Origin of the sequence: Bradyrhizobium lablabi, from assembly GCF_001440475.1 — a bacterium.
Lineage (GTDB): Bacteria > Pseudomonadota > Alphaproteobacteria > Rhizobiales > Xanthobacteraceae > Bradyrhizobium > Bradyrhizobium lablabi.
Map to the genome: position 1 here is coordinate 239,143 of NZ_LLYB01000060.1, position 18,522 is coordinate 257,664.

At 63.5% G+C, this 18,522-nt stretch carries 15 protein-coding genes and 1 pseudogene; 9 read left to right on the forward strand and 7 right to left on the reverse strand.

What is annotated here, in order from left to right; translation table 11 throughout:
- Positions 1-699: 699 nt before the first annotated feature.
- The 3 genes from CQ14_RS14020 to CQ14_RS14030 form a co-directional block, all read right to left on the reverse strand.
- Positions 700-1,665, reverse strand: coding sequence for a hypothetical protein (locus tag CQ14_RS14020; protein WP_057858450.1), 966 nt, complete (start codon positions 1,663-1,665; stop codon positions 700-702).
- Between the two features lie 196 nt (positions 1,666-1,861).
- Complete coding sequence (locus tag CQ14_RS14025) at positions 1,862-2,128, reverse strand: HGGxSTG domain-containing protein (RefSeq protein WP_057858451.1); 267 nt, start codon at positions 2,126-2,128, stop codon at positions 1,862-1,864.
- The gene (locus CQ14_RS14030) at positions 2,125-2,787 is read right to left on the reverse strand and encodes a hypothetical protein (RefSeq protein ID WP_057858452.1); all 663 of its coding nucleotides are present in this window, start codon (positions 2,785-2,787) and stop codon (positions 2,125-2,127) included. Before CQ14_RS14030 ends, CQ14_RS14025 begins: the two co-directional genes overlap by 4 nt.
- Before the next feature lie 421 nt (positions 2,788-3,208).
- Here CQ14_RS14030 and CQ14_RS14035 point away from each other — a divergent pair, with 421 nt between their 5' ends.
- Positions 3,209-4,312 (forward strand): mandelate racemase/muconate lactonizing enzyme family protein, encoded by a 1,104-nt coding sequence (locus tag CQ14_RS14035; protein WP_057858453.1) that lies wholly within the window; start codon positions 3,209-3,211, stop codon positions 4,310-4,312.
- Between the two features lie 71 nt (positions 4,313-4,383).
- Here CQ14_RS14035 and CQ14_RS14040 read toward each other — a convergent pair whose 3' ends face one another.
- Positions 4,384-6,600, reverse strand: coding sequence for a bifunctional class I SAM-dependent methyltransferase/NUDIX hydrolase (locus CQ14_RS14040; RefSeq protein ID WP_057858454.1), 2,217 nt, complete (start codon positions 6,598-6,600; stop codon positions 4,384-4,386).
- A gap of 11 nt (positions 6,601-6,611) precedes the next feature.
- Positions 6,612-7,271: an NUDIX hydrolase gene (locus CQ14_RS14045; protein WP_347337132.1), complete on the reverse strand. Its 660-nt coding sequence runs from the start codon at positions 7,269-7,271 to the stop codon at positions 6,612-6,614.
- 155 nt (positions 7,272-7,426) lie between these two features.
- Here CQ14_RS14045 and CQ14_RS14050 point away from each other — a divergent pair, with 155 nt between their 5' ends.
- Together CQ14_RS14050 and CQ14_RS14055 are read left to right on the forward strand one after the other, a co-directional pair.
- A complete protein-coding gene (locus CQ14_RS14050) occupies positions 7,427-8,446 on the forward strand; it encodes an SPFH domain-containing protein (protein WP_057858456.1) in 1,020 nt (339 codons plus the stop codon).
- Between the two features lie 2 nt (positions 8,447-8,448).
- A complete protein-coding gene (locus CQ14_RS14055) occupies positions 8,449-9,387 on the forward strand; it encodes a diacylglycerol kinase catalytic domain-containing protein (protein WP_057858457.1) in 939 nt (312 codons plus the stop codon).
- Positions 9,388-9,504: 117 nt separating this feature from the next.
- On the opposite strand, the gene CQ14_RS14060 is transcribed toward CQ14_RS14055, so the two are convergent.
- A complete protein-coding gene (locus CQ14_RS14060; RefSeq protein WP_057858458.1) occupies positions 9,505-10,413 on the reverse strand; it encodes a PaaI family thioesterase in 909 nt (302 codons plus the stop codon).
- Between the two features lie 863 nt (positions 10,414-11,276).
- Here CQ14_RS14060 and CQ14_RS14065 point away from each other — a divergent pair.
- Both CQ14_RS14065 and CQ14_RS14070 read left to right on the forward strand, forming a co-directional pair.
- A complete protein-coding gene (locus CQ14_RS14065; protein ID WP_057858459.1) occupies positions 11,277-12,767 on the forward strand; it encodes an amidohydrolase family protein in 1,491 nt (496 codons plus the stop codon).
- A 2-nt stretch (positions 12,768-12,769) separates the two neighbouring features.
- A complete protein-coding gene (locus CQ14_RS14070; RefSeq protein ID WP_057858460.1) occupies positions 12,770-13,705 on the forward strand; it encodes a CobW family GTP-binding protein in 936 nt (311 codons plus the stop codon).
- Positions 13,706-13,731: 26 nt separating this feature from the next.
- On the opposite strand, the gene CQ14_RS14075 is transcribed toward CQ14_RS14070, so the two are convergent.
- Positions 13,732-14,511 (reverse strand): DNA-binding transcriptional regulator, encoded by a 780-nt coding sequence (locus CQ14_RS14075; protein ID WP_057858461.1) that lies wholly within the window; start codon positions 14,509-14,511, stop codon positions 13,732-13,734.
- A 139-nt stretch (positions 14,512-14,650) separates the two neighbouring features.
- Here CQ14_RS14075 and CQ14_RS14080 point away from each other — a divergent pair, with 139 nt between their 5' ends.
- From CQ14_RS14080 to CQ14_RS45270, 4 genes and pseudogenes are all read left to right on the forward strand, one after another.
- A complete protein-coding gene (locus CQ14_RS14080) occupies positions 14,651-15,469 on the forward strand; it encodes an HpcH/HpaI aldolase family protein (protein WP_245320338.1) in 819 nt (272 codons plus the stop codon).
- A complete protein-coding gene (locus CQ14_RS14085) occupies positions 15,453-16,382 on the forward strand; it encodes a cupin domain-containing protein (RefSeq protein ID WP_057858462.1) in 930 nt (309 codons plus the stop codon). The genes CQ14_RS14080 and CQ14_RS14085 overlap by 17 nt, the downstream gene beginning before the upstream one ends.
- A 29-nt stretch (positions 16,383-16,411) precedes the next feature.
- Positions 16,412-17,383 carry a DUF6282 family protein gene (locus CQ14_RS14090; protein ID WP_057858463.1) on the forward strand — a complete coding sequence of 324 codons (972 nt, stop codon included), beginning with the start codon at positions 16,412-16,414 and terminating at the stop codon, positions 17,381-17,383.
- A gap of 57 nt (positions 17,384-17,440) precedes the next feature.
- Positions 17,441-17,680 (forward strand): annotated as a pseudogene (locus CQ14_RS45270) (hypothetical protein); the annotation flags it as partial.
- Positions 17,681-18,522 lie beyond the last annotated feature (842 nt).

The following is an 18,522-nucleotide window of genomic DNA, read 5'->3' on the forward strand; positions in this document are numbered from 1 at the left end:
GAACGGCAGCTTCCGGCGCTGGCTTCTGCAGCTCAGGCCGTCGCGAGACTGTTTCGGGTTCTGGCTTCTGCGTGCGGGATGCTTGCGCGGCGCCAGGCCCACTTTGCTCTTTTTCGCTATCAGCGACGCCTGTCGCCTCCGGCGCGGCTGTTTCCGCCCATGCCGTTTGCGTCGCCATGCCGGCGACGATGACACACGAAAGCAGCCATGAGCCGCAAGCAAGCGCCTTCGCGCTGCACTGTCCGCCTTTCGCTGGCCGTGCCGTTCGCCTGCCGCTACCCGCACGCCAGCGGCCAATGAAATCACCGCCCATGTCCATGTTTCCGAAGGCTAGCCTGACGGGAAGGGTCGTACGGTCGAACAACACGATGCGTATGGCGAAATCGTGGGGCCATCGTGGCGGCCCGGTGCCGGCGCCACATGGGCGACAATCCCGCACATCGCGCCGACGATGGGGGCGAGAAAGCGGTCCCTGAGAACATCCCGAGAATGCTGATGCGCGTTCGACCGACACTTCCCGCACATCGGCGCGCAGCAAGCGTAGCCCGGATGAGCGCAGCGACATAAGGGGATGGTCCATCCCCGCATATCGCTGCGCTCACGCGGGCTACTTGCTGGGCGAGGTCTTCCGCATTTGCGCGGTGACGAATCGGAGAGTTGGCCTCCGGCGAACCGCCGCGTGTACAGCGGATTGAGAATCTACGGCTTGCAAACCGCCGCGCGGCTGGGGGCCGGTTCCGGATCCCTGTGGTATCGAGCGAGGATCGGTTCGAGGAGTTCTCTTGACCAGAATTTCGGAGCGCCGATTTGCTTCAGGCAGACAGCGTTCCAATAAGGGCTGTTGGACAAATGCGGCCGGCGAGCCGAGACGGCTTGCGCAACCGCCTTGATGTCCTGCGATTCCGGGTAGATGTAGACCGTCGTCGGATCCTTGAGCAATGGAATGATTTGTTCTGCGTCTGAGCGCGACCAGCTTGTGCACCCGTTGCTGCGTCCGCCAGCGTAGTCCTCGAGAGTGCCGACCGGAACACACCCGTTTTCATTCGCGTATGGACTGCGCGGCATCCATCGAAAACGTATCTGCCTCAGCAAAACGGCCGCATGCCCGCCGATGTCACGCTCTCTGGCATTGGCGGTCTCTCCCTCGCCGTCAAACTGAACGAACGAGCGCATCAGGACGGCATCCTGTTTCGCGGAGTTGCGATAATAGCCCTTGAACAAGGTTCTCGTCTCGGCCGTCACGTAGGCGCCGCCGGTCGTCAGATACGAATCCAGCGCATTGCCGAAATTCTTCGCACATTCTTTTCCGTTCGCGAAGTTCGCGACACCCTTGATGTTGCGACCACTGCCATGACCCGTGGAGACTGCACGAAACGACCGGTCAGCTTCGCAGATCGTGTAAAATCGCTTCCCCAATCTGCCACCGTTGGGGCGCGTCGCGTCCATGGCAAAATAGCAGGGATTCTTGACGACGCCTGTGGCCACCTTTTTCAGATAAAGTGCGCGTGCCCTCTGCAAGACCACCCGGGCGATCTGACCCTCGCCTTCGCCAATGCGGCTCCGCAACCAGGCCGGAATGTCGGACGGTTGCTCCGTTGCAAGGGATGCAGCCGTCCCCCAAACGGCAATTGTGCCGATGAGACAAAGGCTCCTGATAAGGTGCATTCCTGACTGCAGCAACGGAACATCCCCATCTGCTTTGACACTTCCCGGTTCAGTTGCTGCTCCGGCAATGATCCGGCAGTCGCGGATTCGATGGCCGCATTCGGCCAGTCTACGCCAATGATAGTCGATTATCTCCCGCTTTGCAGTCCTGAAAGGCAATTTGGCGGGCAAGCACGCGATCCGCAGCGCAGCGCCTTCACTTCATCTCTTCCAGCAGCCTCCGCGCTTCACCCAACAACGTCTGAATCTGCCTTCGCTCGGCGATCGCATTCCTGGTGAACTGGCCGTGCTTGCGCGCGTTCTGGTTTGCCCTTGGCGCGCCGGATCCCGGTGCATCGCCGTGCATGCGGCAGCGCTTTTTGCCGTGCACCGCCGGCGAGCGGCACGTGCCACTGGTGCGGGTTTTGGCGTCGCAACGTGGGCTCGCCAGCATCGGGCCGGTATTTCTGATGTGATCGCTCATGCCTGTGCTTCCCGCTTGTCGGCAGCGGAAGCGCGGTTTCGCCTGGAGCCCGCGGCCTTCGGCGTCTTGCGCGCCGCGGAGGCCGGGTTCTTATCCGATACGATCACGCGCGCATGCTGCGTGACGTTGCCGACAATGGCCTTGCCGCCATCGCCGACCGATACGTTCTGCACGGTGATGGCAGGCTCGCCATGGCTGCGGTAGCGGTTGAGCGCCTCGATCTGGGCGGGAAACGTGCGGGCGAGCCTGCCCAAGGCGCGCGCGGCGCTGTCGTGCTGGGCGAGATCGTCCGCATTCGCGAGGTGATGGGCACATCGCATCGCCATCACATGAACCGAAACCATCTGCGCCACCAGCATGGCCTCGACGGAATCCCGGGGGCGAATGCTCTTCACCATCGAAATCATGAAAGAGAGGTTGACCTCGTCGGGGCTCTCGCCGCTCACGCTGGCCTTTACCAATTGCCTGACAATGCCATGCATCGCTTCGCGGTCAGTGACCCCCATTGCGTTGGCCATGAGCTGTTCGCCGAGCTCAGGGTCTGGATGGTCGATGGAGAATCCGTGCGACAGAAGCTTTATCCGCGGGGAGGGGGCAGCTTTGGTCTGGTCAGTTGCAGCGATCGTCGTTGGCACAGTGAGGTCCGGAGCGGTGTTCATGTCGAGATTCCTTCGGCCACGCGCGCGTGGCAAGCGCGCGGTTCGGCCACGCGCAGGCGATCGTTCGCCGCGGCGGTCCGGTGCAATTTCAATGGTGGGTGAGGATTTTTCGGCTGCAGTCGCGACGGACGCGCCCGCTGTTGCGGGGCGACGGGCGCATGCAGGATTTCGGAATGATGGAAAAATGCCCCTGATTTGCCCGACGCGTCAAGTTGCTTTGTCGGATGGCGGCGGCCGCCTGTTACTTTGCATGGGGTTGTTTTCGATATTTTGGGAGCGCGTTCCTTCGAAGGGGAGTTATGCTGGCAAAGGCACGGTGCGATATGCGTATGGTCGCGCGTGCTCGAGTTGCGTGGCCGACCTGCATATGAATATTCCGCAGGGCGCGCGCGCCTGACAGGGCAAGCCAGGGAGGTTCGACATGGCGAAGATCACCGCGGTTGAGACGCTTCAGGTCAATCTCAAACCCAAGGTGAAGCGGACCGACGCCGTGCAGAGCTTCGAAGCCCAGGAAACCCCGATCGTCAAAATCCGCGATGCGGACGGCGTCGAAGGCATCGGCTACTCCTATACGATCGGCACCGGCGGGTCCTCGGTCATGAAGCTGCTCGATGATCATCTGGTGCCGCTGCTGATCGGCCGCGAGGCGGAGGAGATCGAGAGGATCTGGCGCGACCTGTTCTATCGTGTCCACGCCACCACGGTCGGCGCGCTCACCTCGATTGCCCTGGCCGCGATCGACACGGCCCTGTGGGACCTCCGGTCAAAGCGCGCGAAGCTGCCGCTCCATAAAGCGGCCGGGGGCGCCAAGGACCGCATCAAGCTCTACTACACCGAGGGCGGCTGGCTCCACATCGACGAGGGCGAACTGGTTGAGGAAGCGCTGAAGGCCAGGGAAAGCGGCTTCGGTGGCACCAAGATCAAGGTCGGCCGGGCGCATGTGGCGGAAGATGTTCGCCGCCTGCGCGCGGTGCGCAAGGCCGTCGGCGACGACTTTGACGTCATGACCGATGCGAACCAGGGCTTCATGGTCGACGAAGCCATCCGCCGCGCCCGCCATTATGAGGAATGCGATATCGCCTGGTTCGAGGAGCCGATCCATGCCGATGACGTCATGGCCCACAAGCGGCTATGCGCGTCGACGCAGATTCCGATTGCCGTCGGCGAGTCCATGTACTCCTTGTCGCAATTCAAGGATTATCTTCAGAACGATGCCTGCTCGATCGTCCAGGTCGATGTCGGCCGCATCGGCGGCATCACCCCCTGGCTGAAGGTCGCTCACATGGCGGAAGCCTTCAACATTCCGGTTTGCCCTCACTTCCTGATGGAGCTTCACCTGCCGCTTTGCTGTGCCGTGCCCAACAGCCGCTGGCTTGAATTCATTCCCCAGCTCGATCTCGTGACCAGAACAGGCATGAAAGTCGAGAACGGCTATGGCGTGCCTTCGGAGGAGCCGGGCCTCGGCATCGATTGGGACTGGAGCGCGCTCGACAAACTGGTGGTGCATCGTAAGGCGCATGGCTGAAGCCGAGCCGCATGGTGAGGTCGAGACTTTCGCGGCAGGCGAGGGGAACGTACGCTATCGTGTGACGCCGCTCAGCCCCACAGACCGAGTGCGTGAATGAGGCGCATCACCGCGATCAGCAAATGCCCGTCGCGCAATCGGTGGAGATTGCGCTTCACCTGTTTCAAAGGGACATAATCGTAAGACGCGCCTGCCGCCGTCTCGGACAGGCGGACGATGAATGGGTACACCCGTTCCGGCGTGATGCCGGCGCTCGGAAAGTAGGCGGCGCCGAGCGGTGTGATGGCGCCGGCCGAGACGCCGAACTGGGCTGCGAGCACTGATTTTGCCTGGTCCAACGTCTCGATTTGCCGATCGAGCCGCCACGCCGGTGCGGTCAAAATCCGGGCGTCGCCCTCATGAATCTGCGGCACCGGCAAATGGCGCGTCTCAAGTCCGATCAGCACCTCTTCGGCATGGATGACGGGCAAGCCTATGATCGTGTTGCAGCTTCGCTCGCGCGGCAGCACGAACTCCAGTTCCTGCTCCGCCAACGTTTTTGTTCGCCCCTCTTCCTCCGTTTGGTCGGCGAAAACCGATCGAACCAGCCGCAGATATCCGCTTCCCTTGTCGACCCGCACATAGGGCGAAGAGGCCGGCCGCGCCAGCAGATCGTCGAGGTCGGCGCGTCGCAGCCAGACGGGTGCCTCCGCCACCGGCAGCACGATCTCCTCTCCGATGAACGGGTCCGGTCGAATGCCGAGCTTGTCCATCAGCGTATAGAGATTCATTTCCAGCCGCGCTTCAGGCAGCGCACCCACATGGGCCGCGCGGAGAAGGTCCTGGGCGTCGAACTCACGCAACTCCCCCGCCGTGCTGAAGCCCGACAAGGTCGTTGATAGCGATTGATGCGGCAGCGGTGTGAGAGTTTCGACGAACAGCGATGTGACAACTTCGTCGATGCCGCCTGGCGACGGGTAATAGGTCAGACCGGTATCGACGCTGCCGAGCGTTTCCGCTGAAATCATCGCTCGCTCCGCGATGATCCTGCCGATGGCTTCGGGAGCAGCGTCCTGCTGCACCATCCCGGCCAGAGGCTCGATCAGATAGCCGCCCCATTTGCTGCCGTCGATCATGGCGGGGCCGCGCGGCACGGCGCAGGTGATTGGACGCGGATAGCCGTAGCGCGCCGCCACACGCAGCCGCTCTCGCTCGCGCCGCCATGGGATGAGATCGCAGACCGGATTGGGCCGCTTGACGAGATCGTAAACCTGCCCGCTTGCGCTCGACGTGTCGCGCATCGCGGCCATGGTCAGGAATGAGGGGCGCGATTGCGACGCGCGGCGTTCGCCGAGCCGCACGCTAGCTCCCCTCGCCACGCGCTGGGTGACGGCGACAAAGTTGGTCGGTGGCCAGCCGAGCTGATTGCCGCTTTCGTCAAGAAGCCGAAACTTGCCCTCGAAGCGATTCCTGACGATCCAGGGATTCCAATACGGCTCTGCGCAGAGCAGGCGGCCGCCCGCCGCGTTGAGTTCCTCTATGAACTCGTCTGCCGTGAAGTAGCTGTATTCCTCCAGCAGCTCGACGTCCCAATCACGGTGATAATCCTTGCGCAGCACGAACTCGGTCGCCCATTTGTGCGACAGGCGGAACAGCCGCGTTCCAGCCACGTGCGCATCGAGCTCTTCGAGAAAGAATCCGGGACCGTTGGCTTTGTCCAGCGGCCGCGCTGTGTTCGCGAACCTCACCAGCAGGTCCGCGTCGGACAAATCGGCGATCGCGTCGCCCCGGCTCGGCTGGTCGGGGATTTCCAGCAGGACATAGGCATCGCGCGGAGGACTGACGAAGTCCCGCAGCACGAAGACGCCATTGTCCCGCAGGCATGCCAGATGGCTGGCGATGGCTCGCCGCACCGCGGCGCGACTGTAGCCGTTGAAAGTGTAGACGTGATGCAGCGTGGACGAACTGAGGATGCCGTCGAGCGGATCGGCTGCGAAGACAGGCTCGGCAGCGTCGCCGACGATGAAGCGCAGGTTCGGCAGGCGATACTTCTCCGTCGCAAATCGCACGGATTCCGGATTGATGTCGACGCCGATCACCTCGATGTCCGGGTTGAGGAGCGCAAGCTGGTGAGTGCCGGAGCCTGATCCGCAGCCCATGTCGGCGATGCGCGCGCCGGGATCGAGCAGGAAATGCGCCCCGACAAAGGCCAGCTTCTGGCTCATCGTCCGGTCCATGCCGGCGAAATATGCTTCATAGGCGCCAGCCGTGCCGCGATGCTGGGCATCGTAGGAAGAGGGTGCAGACATCGGCTGGGCCTTCAGATGGTTCGGTCGAAAAAGATAGTGCCGCGCCCACGCTTGATTCGGTAGAGCTGCGCCGGCCGGTTGCTTGCGGGGCGCTTTTCGCCGGTCACCGGCTCCAGAAACGCCGCCTCTGCCATCCGCTTGCGAAAGGCAGACTTGTCCATCTGCCGCCCGAGGATCTGCTCATAGACCTTTTGCAGATCGGGCAGCGTGAATTTGGGCGGCAGCAAATGGGCAGGCAGTGAAGTGTATTCCACCTTGCTGCGCAGCCGCGACACTGCGGCCGCAACAATCCTCGCATGGTCGAAAGCCAGTGGCGTCTCCACCTGCTTGCCCTTGATCTGCCACCACGCAACCTCCTCTGCGTTGGCGCCTTCCTTGAGCACCATGGCATCGGACGCGACCAGCGCAAAATAGGCGAAGGTGGCCGTCCAGCCGCGCGGATCGCGCTGCCCATCGCCGAAGGCCTGCAGCTGCTCCATGAAAGGCGTGCGGACTCCGGTTTTCGCATGCAGCACGCGCCGCGCTGCCGCGTCGAGATCGGCATCCTCCTCGGGATGGATATAGCCGCCGGGCAGCGCCCACGATCCGGCGAACGGCTCGGCGCCGCGCCGCATCAGCAGCACCTGCAGGTGCCCTTCGCGCAGGGTCAGGATGACGACGTCGATCGTCACGAGCGGCGATAGAAATTCGGCCATGCGTCCTCGGCTCAACTAACATTTTGAAATCTATCGGAATTCCTACTTAGATGCAATCGACATCTAACTTAGTTGACAAATGAAACTAAGTGGCCCATATTTCTCGCAAGAGACTGACAGAGGAGAATGCGATGTTTGGTCTGCGTTTCATCAAGGCCCAGCCCACCGACTACGTCATCCAGTTCCGCAATGGCAGGCCGTTGCGCGAGGGTGCCGGGCTTTCGATGTTCTATTTCGCGCCGACCAGTTCGCTGGTGGTGATTCCGACCGCCAGCGTGAACGAGCCCTTCATGTTCGAAGAGGTGACCGCCGACTATCAGGATGTCACCATCCAGGGGCAGGTGACCTACCGGATCGCCGATCCGCGACGCACCGCTGCGCTGCTGAACTTCGCTCTCAATGCCAAAGGACGCTACGCGTCCGATGACCCCGAGAAGCTGTCCCAGCGCCTGATCAATCAGGTTCAGGTCGCCATGCGCGCCAAGATCCAGGCGACGCCATTGAAAGATGTGCTTGGCGCGGGCGAAGGCCTGGTCGCCGAAGTCAGGACGAATTTGCAAGAGGCGCAGACGGTCGCGGCGCTCGGCCTCGAGGTGCTGGGCCTGTCTGTGCTGGCGATCAAGCCCAAGCCGGAAACGGCGCGCGCGCTGGAGGCGGAAGCGCGCGAGGCGTTGCTGCGGCGGGCCGATGAAGCGATCTATGCGCGCCGCAATGCGGCGGTCGAGCAGGAGCGCGCCATCAAGGAGAATGAGCTCAACACGGAGGTCGCCGTCGAGAACAAGAAGCGCCAGATCAAGGAAGCGCAGATGGACGCCGACCGTGCTCTCCGTGAACGGCGACGGCAGATCGAGCAGGAAGAGATCACCGGGAAGATCAGCCTGGAGGAACGCAATGGCGAACTCGTCGGGCTCGCGACCGCCAACGCGCGCCAGGAAGCCGACGCCAAGGCCTACGGCATCGATGCCATGATGAAGGCCTTCGCTGCCAGCGATGCCAAGGTCCTGCAGGCGCTGGCCAGCGTCGGGATGCAGCCCGGGCAGTTGCTTGCGCTCGCCTTCCGCGATCTTGCCGACAATGCCGCAAAGATCGGCCAGCTCAACGTATCGCCCGACCTGCTGCGCGAGATCATGGGCGCGAAAGGAGCGAAATAGCCATGACCGGGGCGTCCGACAGAAAGATCGTCCTCATCGTGCGGCCGACGCGCCTCGACGATCTCGTCACGCGCTTCAATACGGTGCAGCAGGCGCAGTTCTACGTGGAGCATCTCGGCGCCGACTTTTCCGATTACCTGATCGAGCACAAGCACTACCGTGCGGCGGTCCATCGTGCCGAGGACGTGCTGCGCGGATTCGGCCGGGTGCAGCGCCTGGAGCGCCGCTATGTGCCGAACTTCGTGTTCGGCGCGGATGACGGCGTGGTCGTGCTGGGCCAGGATGGCCTGGTCGCCAACACGCTCAAATATCTCGATGGTCAGCGCGTCGTCGCCATCAATCCGGACCCGGCGCGCTGGAACGGCGTGCTCCTGCCCTTCACCATCAATGATCTGCCGCGCATCATGGAAGAGGAGACGAAGAGCCAGCGCCCGGTCAAACTGGTGACGATGGCCAAAGCGACGCTCAACACCGGACAGACCCTGCATGCCGTGAACGATTTCTTCATCGGCCAGCGCTCCCACGTTTCGGCGCGCTATCGGATCTCCGTCGACGGACAGGAGGAGCGGCAATCGTCAAGCGGCATCATCGTCTCCACCGGTCTCGGGTCGACCGGCTGGCTCAAGAGCGTCTATGCCGGCTGGGCCACGGCGACGCGTTGCCTGCTGGGCGGCGAGGTGGTGCCGGTCGGCGATGGCTCGTTCCCGTGGGATGCCCGCTACCTGCACTATTTCGTGCGCGAACCCTATCCGAGCCGCACCACACAGGCCGACCTCGTGATGGGCAAGATCGCCGAGGGCGGGCGAATGCGTGTGACTTCAGAGATGCCGGACAACGGCGTCGTGTTCAGCGACGGCATCGAAGCGGACTGCCTGGAGTTCAATAGCGGGACAGAGGCGACGATTGGCGTCGCGGAGAAGCAGGGCATCCTGGTGATGTGACATGCACGACAGCGAATGCCTTGCTTGCGAGACGGCGATCTTGCGGACGAGGAGCAAGCTGCAATCGTCACTCCTTCATAGCCGAGCTGGTTAGGGGCGGCTCAGCGGCGCACGATCCTAATCCTTGTCCGCCACCCGCCTCAGCTTGAAATGCCCGAACGCCGTTGCGATCGGCTTTGCGGGGTCGTCCTGCCAGGCCTGTGCCTGGAAGGCCACGATGCGCAGGCCTTGCTTGACGATCGAGACATTTGCAAAACTGTCCAGCGCGCGTCCCGAACGCAGATAGTTGATGGTCAGGCCGATCGGCTTGGGCGGCGTTGCAATGCCGAGTTCGCGCGCCACACCGACGATCGCCGTCGTCTCCAGAAAGGCGCCGGTGATGCCGCCGTGGATGGCCGGCAGCACGGGATTGCCGATGATCTTCGGCGAGAACGGCATGTGCAGCACGCCGTCCTCAGTGAGATGCATGCCGAGGCAGCGGGCGAACGGGCTCTTGGCGAACGGTCCTGCCTCGTCTTCAGGCGCGTCGAGGGCCGGCACCCCATACGCTTCCCTGTTCTGCAGCATGTTGGTGCGGTTGGCGCCGATCATGAAGCAGGCGGCGGCGGTTGCGACCGGGTCCTGCTCGGTTTCCTGATAGGCGGTCGCGCGCACGAAGGCGATCGAACGCGTGACGTGATAGCAGATCGAATGCGCCTTGATGTCGAGACCGGGTTTGGCGGGCTTCTGGTAATCGATGCGCAGGTCGAGCGTCGCGATCGCGCGGCTGCCGTCGAGCGCCAGCTGAACGGCCATGCCGCAGCTTTCGTCGAGCATGGCGGTGACCACGCCGCCGTGGATCACGCCGGACTCCGTGTCGCCGGCGAAGACGGATTGGTAGGGCAGGCTGGACCAGGCTTCGCCGCGTTCGGCGCGATCGATGCGAAGTCCGCTGGCGCGGCCATAGGTAGACCGGCGTTCCGCGATCGCTTTCGCGAGTTGTTCGAACGGCAGCGATTGCCCGTCATACGTCGAGATTTCAGACATGCCGGCAGTTTAGCACGCCGCCGCGATCAATGGGGCAGCAATGCGCGCGAAGTGCCCGTATCGACGGAGGTGGTAAATCTGCTGGGAGGGGCGCCATCGCCAGGTGGCGGTGCCGGATGGCCAGATCGGCGCCTACGCGGACGAGCTTCGCGAACAAATGGACAAAGGTCTACTTCGCTTCACGCCGATTGATTGGTCGGCAGAGCTGCCTTGGCTGTATCGCGACGCGCTACTGTCGCTTGGCCCCGGGGCGGCCTCGACGCTCGTTCGATGCACTCAATGTCTTCTCGTAATTTCTGCAGCTCGAAATACGCTTTGATGAAGTCGCAGTTTGCAGAACTGGCTGCAGCGGGACGTTTGCTCATTTAAATTGCTCCGTTCTCTCAAAAAAACCTAAGGATGTCGCGCATGCGCTCGAAAAATGGAGCGCGCGGACTCGTCTAAGTCAAAACCGTGTGGCCCCCAGACGAGTCCGCCAACCACCGCGCCGCTTTGGTTGCCCCCATCGCGCACACTTGCTGATGTTTGCCGCAGAGTCTGTAGCGCGGCGAACACAACAACATTGAACTCGCGAATGTGGTAATGGAGTTACTTTCGGTGTGCGCTGTTGGACCGCGCACTTTCAAATCTTCTCGTCCCCGTCCTGGCAAAGCGATGCCGCGCAATATCGGCGATCGATCCGAAGCGGATGCCTTCGCGATCAATGCCAGGGATGTGGAGCCATACGCATGATGCGCCAGCGTCAGCGGAGGTGGTCGTCGGTCCGAAAATCTGCCTCTATTGGGGCGAGACGGCCCGCATTTTGCCTGCAGAGCCGTTGCGGCCTTGGCGGGCCTGAAGCATTTACGTGGGAGAGTGGCGATATGGGTGGCTTGGTGATCAGCGGCGGCCGGGTGGTGGATCCCGCCAGCGGGATGGACGCCATTGGCGATGTGGCGGTGCTGGATGGTCGGATCTCCGCTGTTGGCACCGGGCTCGGCAGCGCCGAGCGGGTGATCGACGCGACCGGCCTGGTTGTGGCGCCCGGCTTCATCGACCTGCACGCGCACGGCCAGTCGATTCCGGCCGACCGAATGCAGGCGTTCGACGGGGTGACGACGACGCTCGACCTTGAGGCGGGCGTGTTGCCGGTCGCGTCCTGGTATCGGCGCCAGGCCGATAAGGGACGCGTGCTGAACTACGGCGCCGCCGCCAACTGGGCGTTCGCGCGCATCGGCGCGATGACCGGCTCCAACACGGAAAGCTCGCTGGAGGCGTTCGGCAATGCCATGCGCGATCGCCGCTGGATCGACAACGTGGCCAGCGATACGGAGGTGGCCGGCATCCTCGACCGCCTGGCGATTGGCCTGAACGAGGGCGGCATCGGCATCGGCATCCTCAATGCCTATGCTCCGGGCGCCGGCGTGCAGGAGTTGACCGCGGTGTGCCAACTGGCGGCGGCGCATGATGTCGCAACCTTCACCCACATCGCCTACATGTCCCGGATCGATCCGGAAAGCGCTGCGGAAGCCTATATCCGCCTGATCGGCTATGCCGGCGCCACCGGCGCGCACATGCACATCTGCCACTTCAACTCTTCCAGCAAGACCGACGTCGAGCGTTGCGCCGTGCTGGTGGCCAAGGCGCAGGCGCAGGGCCTGCCGATCACGGTGGAGGCCTATCCATACGGCACCGGTTCGACGGTGCTGGCAGCGGCGTTCTTCAGCGACCCCGAATTCGTGGAGCGCAACGGCACCGGCTACGATTCGGTGCAGCGGGTGACCGACGGGCGGCGCTTCCGCGATCGCAAGGAATTGCTGGCGGCGCAGGCGGAGGAGCCCTCCACGCTGGTGCTGTGGCATATCCTGGATACCGAGAACAATCCGCACCATCGCGATCTCCTGGATATTTCGGTGCTGTATCCCGGCGGCGCGATCGCGTCCGACGCGATGCCCTGGACGCTGTCGGACGGCAGCGTCTACACCGGCGACGCCTGGCCGCTGCCAAAGGACGCCACCTCGCATCCGCGCTCGGCGGGCTGCTTCACCCGCTTCATCCGCGAGTGGGTGCGCGAGCGCCGGGCGGTGTCGCTGCTCGAGGGCATCCGCAAATGCGCGCTGATCCCGGCGGAGATCCTGTCCCGCAGCACGCCCGCGATGCGCGCCAAGGGAAGGCTGCAGCCGGGCGCCGATGCAGACATTGTCGTGTTCGATTTCGATGATCTGACCGACCGCGCGACGTTCTCGGCGATGAACCGCCCGTCGGAAGGCGTGCGGCATCTGGTGGTCAGTGGCCAGCCGCTGATATCAGATGGTGTGCTGGATGTGGCGGCAAGGCCCGGCCGGCCAGTGCGCCGGCCTGTGGTCGAGATCTGATCGTGCCGGTCCCGGTCCTGCTGATCACCGGCTTTCTCGGGGCGGGCAAGACCACGGTCGTGAACCATCTGCTGGCGCATGCGGCGGGGCGGCGTATCGCCGCCGTGGTCAACGATTTCGGTGCTGTTAACATCGATGCGGAGCTGATCGCGGGCGCCAGCGACGGGGTGGTCAGCCTGAGCAACGGCTGCATCTGCTGCTCGCTGGAAGGCGATCTCCTGCGCACGCTCGCCACGCTGCTGCGGCGTGATCCGCGGCCGGAGTACATCGTGATCGAAACCAGCGGGGTCGCCGATCCCGCCGATATCGTCCGCAACCTGATGGACCCCGTGATCTGGCGCGAGGCGCCGCTGGAAACCGTGCTGTGCGTGATGGACGCGACGACACCACCGGAGAAATTGAACGACGACGCGCTGTTGCGGTCACAGCTCCGGGCGGCAGACGTGGTCGCGCTCAGCAAGGTAGATCTGGTGGACGCAGCTTGTAGCGCGCATCTGCGTGAGGTCATTCGCGCGCTGCGCCCGGCGGCGGTGGTGGTCGATGCTCAGCATGGCGAAGTTTCCCCTGCGCTGCTTTTTCCTGTCGACGTGGACCGCGCTCCGGCGCCGCGCGAGCCAGGGCCGCGACGACCGGCGACTGACCGGTTCGAGACGCTGAGCTTCACATCGGAGCGGCCCGTGTCGCTCCCCCGATTGCAGCAAGCGATCGGCCGGCTGGCGCCAAAACTCGCCCGCGCGAAGGGATTGTTCGAGACAGTAGAGCAGCCCGGGCGGTTGATGGTGTTTCAACTCGCCGGCGGACGCGCGACGCTGGCGCCGGGCGAAGCGCCGGCCGCCGGGGTGCCGCGGACGCGAATCGTATTCATTGCCGAGATCGGGGTTCTCTCGAAGGCCGAGATCGATGGGATCATGGAAGCGTGCATCTTGCGCGATGACTGATTGATCGCGGCGGCCTACGCCTGCATCTACTCCTGCAGCGACGAGACGCTTGCGGCGATATTGTCGGCTAGCGCTTTCACCAGCGGCACGTAGCGCTGGACGATGTCGCCGCGGTCGAGCGCCGAAGTGAAGTAGGTCATGCCGACGGTGGCGAGCACGCGGCTGTTGACGATGATGGGAACGGCGATCGTGTTCGATGAGCGCGGTTCGACCATGGGGTCGCGTTCGGCAAAGCCTTGCTTGCGGATCGCGGTCAGCAACGCCAGCGCGCGTTTGCGCTCGGTGGCGAGCTTGTCTTCGGCCTCCTGCGACCGCGCCAGCATGTCGAGCAGCATCGAGCGCTCGCTGATGGGACAGAACGCCAGATAGGCACGCCCCAGCGCCCGCCCGAGCAGGCTGAGATGGGTGTTGAGGGTGCCGTGAAACGGCGAGACCGGGCTGTCGGGAATGGTGCTAAATCGGACCACGACCGAACTCCTGTCGAGCACGGCGATGGCAATCGGCCAGTGATATTGCCGCGTGAAGGCGATCGCCCATGGGCGCGCGGCTTCCACCACCAGCGGATCGCCGTGAAAGCCGTTGCTCAGCGATTTGACCCGCGAGGCGACGGCATAACCGCCTTGTCGCCGGTCGTTGGCGGCATAGCCCATCGCGCATAGCGACTTCATCAGTCGCACCACCGTCGATTTCGGCAGGCCGGTCGCCTTGTGCAGGCGATCGATCGAGGTGACGCGGTGGCGGTTGAGTTCCTCCAGCAAGAGGAGGCTGCGCGAGGCGGCTTCGACGGTGTCGGATTTGAGGGGCATCTCAAGAATTCCACCTGGTGGAACGCGGCCGAATAGCTATGGCCGACCGGCGTCCGCCCTGCAATGGTTTTCGCCAAGCGCCACGCCGGGGCCTGCCTCCTGAAGGCAGCCCCGTGCAGATGGCCGGGGAGGAACAGCCGTGTCCGGAGACATCGTCAGGCCGCATTTTTCGTCATTCCGCCGCCGCTTCGCGGCGCGGCAGCCCGTGGTCGGCTCGTTCATCAAGACGCCGACAACGCATGCGACCGAGATTTTTGGTGCGCTCGGCTATGATTTTGTCGTGATCGACGAGGAGCACGCGCCGATCGATCGCGCGATGACCGATGTCATGCTGCTGGCCGCGCGCGCCAGCAACCTCGCCGGCATTGTGCGGGTGTCGTCGGACGATCCCGCCAAGATCCTGTCGTGCCTCGACTGCGGCGCAACCGGTGTGCTGGTGCCCCATGTCGCGACGGTCGAGAAGGCGCGCGCTGTCGCCGCCGCTGCGCGCTACCGCGGCGGACGGCGCGGTTATTCCGGCTCGTCCCGCGCCGGCGCCTATGGCGGCACGCCGGTGTGGTCTCTCGTCGATGAACAGGATGCATCGGTCTGCGCGATCGCGATGATCGAGGACCCGGAAGCGCTGGATCATATCGACGCTATCGCCGCCGTCGACGGCATCCACGGCTTCTTCATCGGCCGCGGCGATCTCACCGTTGCCCTCGGCGCCAAATCGTCGGCCGATGCCTCCGTGAAGGACGCGGTTATCAGGATCATCGCCGCGGCGAAGAAGGTCGCCAAGCCGGTCTGCGTGATGGTCGCGGGCGCGGCGGAAGCAAAGGAATTCGCCGATCTCGGCGCCAGCGCCTTCATCATCTCGTCGGATCAGGGCCAGATGCGCCGGGCCGCGGCGCAAACGCTCACCGATTTCAAGACCCTCGTCAAAACCACGGATGGTTCGCATGTATCACAGCTCTGATCCACGCGCTGCGCTCGCCGCCACGCCGGCCGGCACCAAGCCCGCAGCCACTCACTTCGCAGGCGCCGAATACGCCAAATTCTACGAAACGGCGCCGGCTGAAAATCACAATGGCGCGCGCACCTGGTACGCCCGCGGCCAGAACTTCATCATCGCCTATAGCGAGGCCGAGGAGGGCGCGGTGCTGAGCCGCAATAACCAGCCCGACGAATATGTCGTGCTGCTCCCCGATCCCGGCGCGGGCGCCGAGATCGTGTGGGGTAACGAGCGCAAGGTCGTCAGCGGCCACTCCATCAGCTTCGTACCGGCTGGCGCAAGCTCTGTCACGCTGCGCGGCGCTGCAAAAGTGGTGCGCATGGTGACGACGCGATCGGAAGATCTCGCAAGATTGTGCTCCAACGCCGCGTCCTATGCAACGCCGCATCCCAATCTGCCGGCGTTCGAGCCGTGGCCGGAAGCTTCGGGCGGGGCGAAGATCCGGACCTACAGTCTCGACGTCGCGGCGACGCCGGGCCGGTTTGGCCGGATCTTCCGCTGCTCGACCTTCATGGTGAATTTCCTCGAGCCGAAGAACGGCCCGCGCGACCCGAGCAAGATGTCGCCGCATCACCATGACGATTTCGAGCAATGCTCGCTGGCGCTGGCCGGCACCTTCATCCATCACCTGCGCTGGCCATGGACAACTGACATGGCGCAGTGGCGCGCCGACGATCACGAGAGCTGCGGGTCGCCCTCCATCGCGGTGATTCCGCCACCCTCCATCCACACCTCGCAGGCCGTCGATCCCAAGCTCAATGTTCTCGTCGATATCTTCTGCCCGCCGCGGCTGGATTTTTCGGCCAAACCGGGCTGGGTGCTGAACGAGGATGATTATCCGATGCCCGCGCAAGCCGCCAGCAAATCCGCTGCCTGACGCGTTCACGTAGAAAGAGGGCCCTGATCATGGCCGACACGCAAGCTTCCTATCCGACCACCGTTCCGCTGCCGCCGCTATCGCGGGCGGCAGAAGTCGCCGAGCTTCTGGTCGGCGCGATCGATCTGCACTGCCACAGCGGCCCGGCCGCCATGCCGCGCATCCTCGACCATCACGAGGAACTGCTGGATGCGGCGGAAGCGAAATTTCGCGCCGTGCTATTCAAGGATCATTTCTATGCCGGCATGCCACATGCGATCCTGCTGGAGAAGCTGTTTCCCGAAACCAATGTAAAGCTGTTCTCCGGCATCGTGCTGAACAACGCGTCCGGCGGCATCAATCCGCATGCCGTCGATCACACGATCAAGCTCGGCGGCAAGATCGTCTGGATGCCGACGCTGTCGGCGGCGAACCATATCGAGGCGATGGCGGCCGGAAACAAAACCTTTCCGAAGACCTCGCAGAAGATGCTGGATCCGATCCCGCTGTCCGCGCTCGACGCCAATGGCAAGCTTACGGATGACACCCGGAAGGTGATCGATCTCATCGCCGAGGCTGATATCATCCTGGCTGGCGGTCACCTGCCGGCCAGCGAGTTGCACATTCTGTTCGACGAGGCGGCGCGGCGCGGCGTCAAGAAGATGATAGTGAACCATCCGACCTATATCGTTGGCTGCAACGATACCGATATCCGCCAGCTTGTCGCCATCGGCGTCAAGATGGAGCATTCGATCTGCATGTTCATCGAGGGCAAATCGTTGAAGTACAGCCCGGATGATCTTGCGCATCTGATCGAGGTAGCCGGCGTCGACAATACGATCCTGTCGTCCGATCTCGGCCTGCAGGGTTCGCAGCGTCCGGTCGATGGTTTTCGTAGCATCACGCAGATCTTGCTCGATCTGCAGATGCCGCGGCCTGCGATCAGGAAACTCATCAGTGACAACGCCGCGCGGTTCCTGAATCTTCCGGAGATGCAGTCGGCTGCGCAAGACGCCGCCTAGCGAGCACAGGCGCAAAGACCGCGAAGAAGCGGCGCGCGCCAAGGGGAGGAAGTTACCATGGGTCGATCAGATCGTGACGGCGGCGTGCTGATGTACCGCATCGGGTCGAAGGCGATTTTGGTAGTCGTGGCGTTGTTATCCGCTGGTGCAGTCCATACGGCCTTCGCCCAGGAGAACCGCAAGCCGCCGATCATCCTTGAATCAACCGGCGCGTATGAAGTGGGCGGCAAGGTCATTGCCAAGCCGGGTGACCCCAGCCAGACGCTCTCCTGCGATCACGGCTATGTCGAATACTTCNACCCCCGCGAAACGGCGCAGCGTCGGCCTGATCATGTGGCACAGCTCCAGCANCCAAGGTGTGGGAGAACCGCTGGGACGGCGGCGAGGGCTACAAGAGCATTTTCCTGCGCAAGGGGTATCCGGTTTACCTCTGGGACGGCCCGCGCGTCGGCCGCGCGAATTGGAGCTGCGAGCCGATCACCTACACGCCTGACTATTTCGATCAGCGCAACTTTGCTGCCTGGCGTTTTGGCGTGAACTATCTCGGCTGGCATCCCGGCCTGCAGTTTCCGACGGCCGACAAGGAAGCCTGGAATCAGGCGACGCGGGCGCGGTACGACGAGTTCGACACGCTCGAGAATGCCTTGCTGCAGGCGGAGGCCGGCGGCCAGGCCATCGACAAGATCGGTCCCGTCGTGGCGCTCACCAATTCGGCGGGCGGCTGGCGTGCGCTGCTGTCGGCGCTCAAGGCCAAGAGCGACAACATGAAGGGCATCGTCGCCTATGAAACGCCGGGCTTCGTCTTTCCGGAAGGGGAGGGGCCCGAGCCGAAGCCGGATGCGCCGTTCGGTCCCAATGCCGTGCCGCTCGCCGAGTTCAAGAAGCTGACCAAGTTTCCGATCCAGATGGTGTTCGGCGACTACACCGACACGCGCCCGATCTGGGCGACGTCGATCAAGGTGGCGCGGACCTTCTGCGATATCGTCAATCGCCATGGCGGGGATTGCGAAGTTCTGCTGCTCCCCGATGCGGGGCTGCGCGGCAACACGCATATCGCGTTTGCCGATCTCAATAACGAAGCGGTTGCGGACGAATTGTCCAAATGGCTGGGCCGCAAGGGCCTCGACAGGTTTGCCGGA

Coding starts and splice junctions, on each gene's coding strand:
- CQ14_RS14020 (WP_057858450.1), bottom strand. CDS start 1,665: ATGCACCTTATCAGGAGCCTTTGTCTCATCGGCACAATTGCCGTTTGG.
- CQ14_RS14025 (WP_057858451.1), bottom strand. CDS start 2,128: ATGAGCGATCACATCAGAAATACCGGCCCGATGCTGGCGAGCCCACGT.
- CQ14_RS14030 (WP_057858452.1), bottom strand. CDS start 2,787: ATGAACACCGCTCCGGACCTCACTGTGCCAACGACGATCGCTGCAACT.
- CQ14_RS14035 (WP_057858453.1), top strand. CDS start 3,209: ATGGCGAAGATCACCGCGGTTGAGACGCTTCAGGTCAATCTCAAACCC.
- CQ14_RS14040 (WP_057858454.1), bottom strand. CDS start 6,600: ATGTCTGCACCCTCTTCCTACGATGCCCAGCATCGCGGCACGGCTGGC.
- CQ14_RS14050 (WP_057858456.1), top strand. CDS start 7,427: ATGTTTGGTCTGCGTTTCATCAAGGCCCAGCCCACCGACTACGTCATC.
- CQ14_RS14055 (WP_057858457.1), top strand. CDS start 8,449: ATGACCGGGGCGTCCGACAGAAAGATCGTCCTCATCGTGCGGCCGACG.
- CQ14_RS14060 (WP_057858458.1), bottom strand. CDS start 10,413: ATGTCTGAAATCTCGACGTATGACGGGCAATCGCTGCCGTTCGAACAA.
- CQ14_RS14065 (WP_057858459.1), top strand. CDS start 11,277: ATGGGTGGCTTGGTGATCAGCGGCGGCCGGGTGGTGGATCCCGCCAGC.
- CQ14_RS14075 (WP_057858461.1), bottom strand. CDS start 14,511: ATGCCCCTCAAATCCGACACCGTCGAAGCCGCCTCGCGCAGCCTCCTC.
- CQ14_RS14085 (WP_057858462.1), top strand. CDS start 15,453: ATGTATCACAGCTCTGATCCACGCGCTGCGCTCGCCGCCACGCCGGCC.
- CQ14_RS14090 (WP_057858463.1), top strand. CDS start 16,412: ATGGCCGACACGCAAGCTTCCTATCCGACCACCGTTCCGCTGCCGCCG.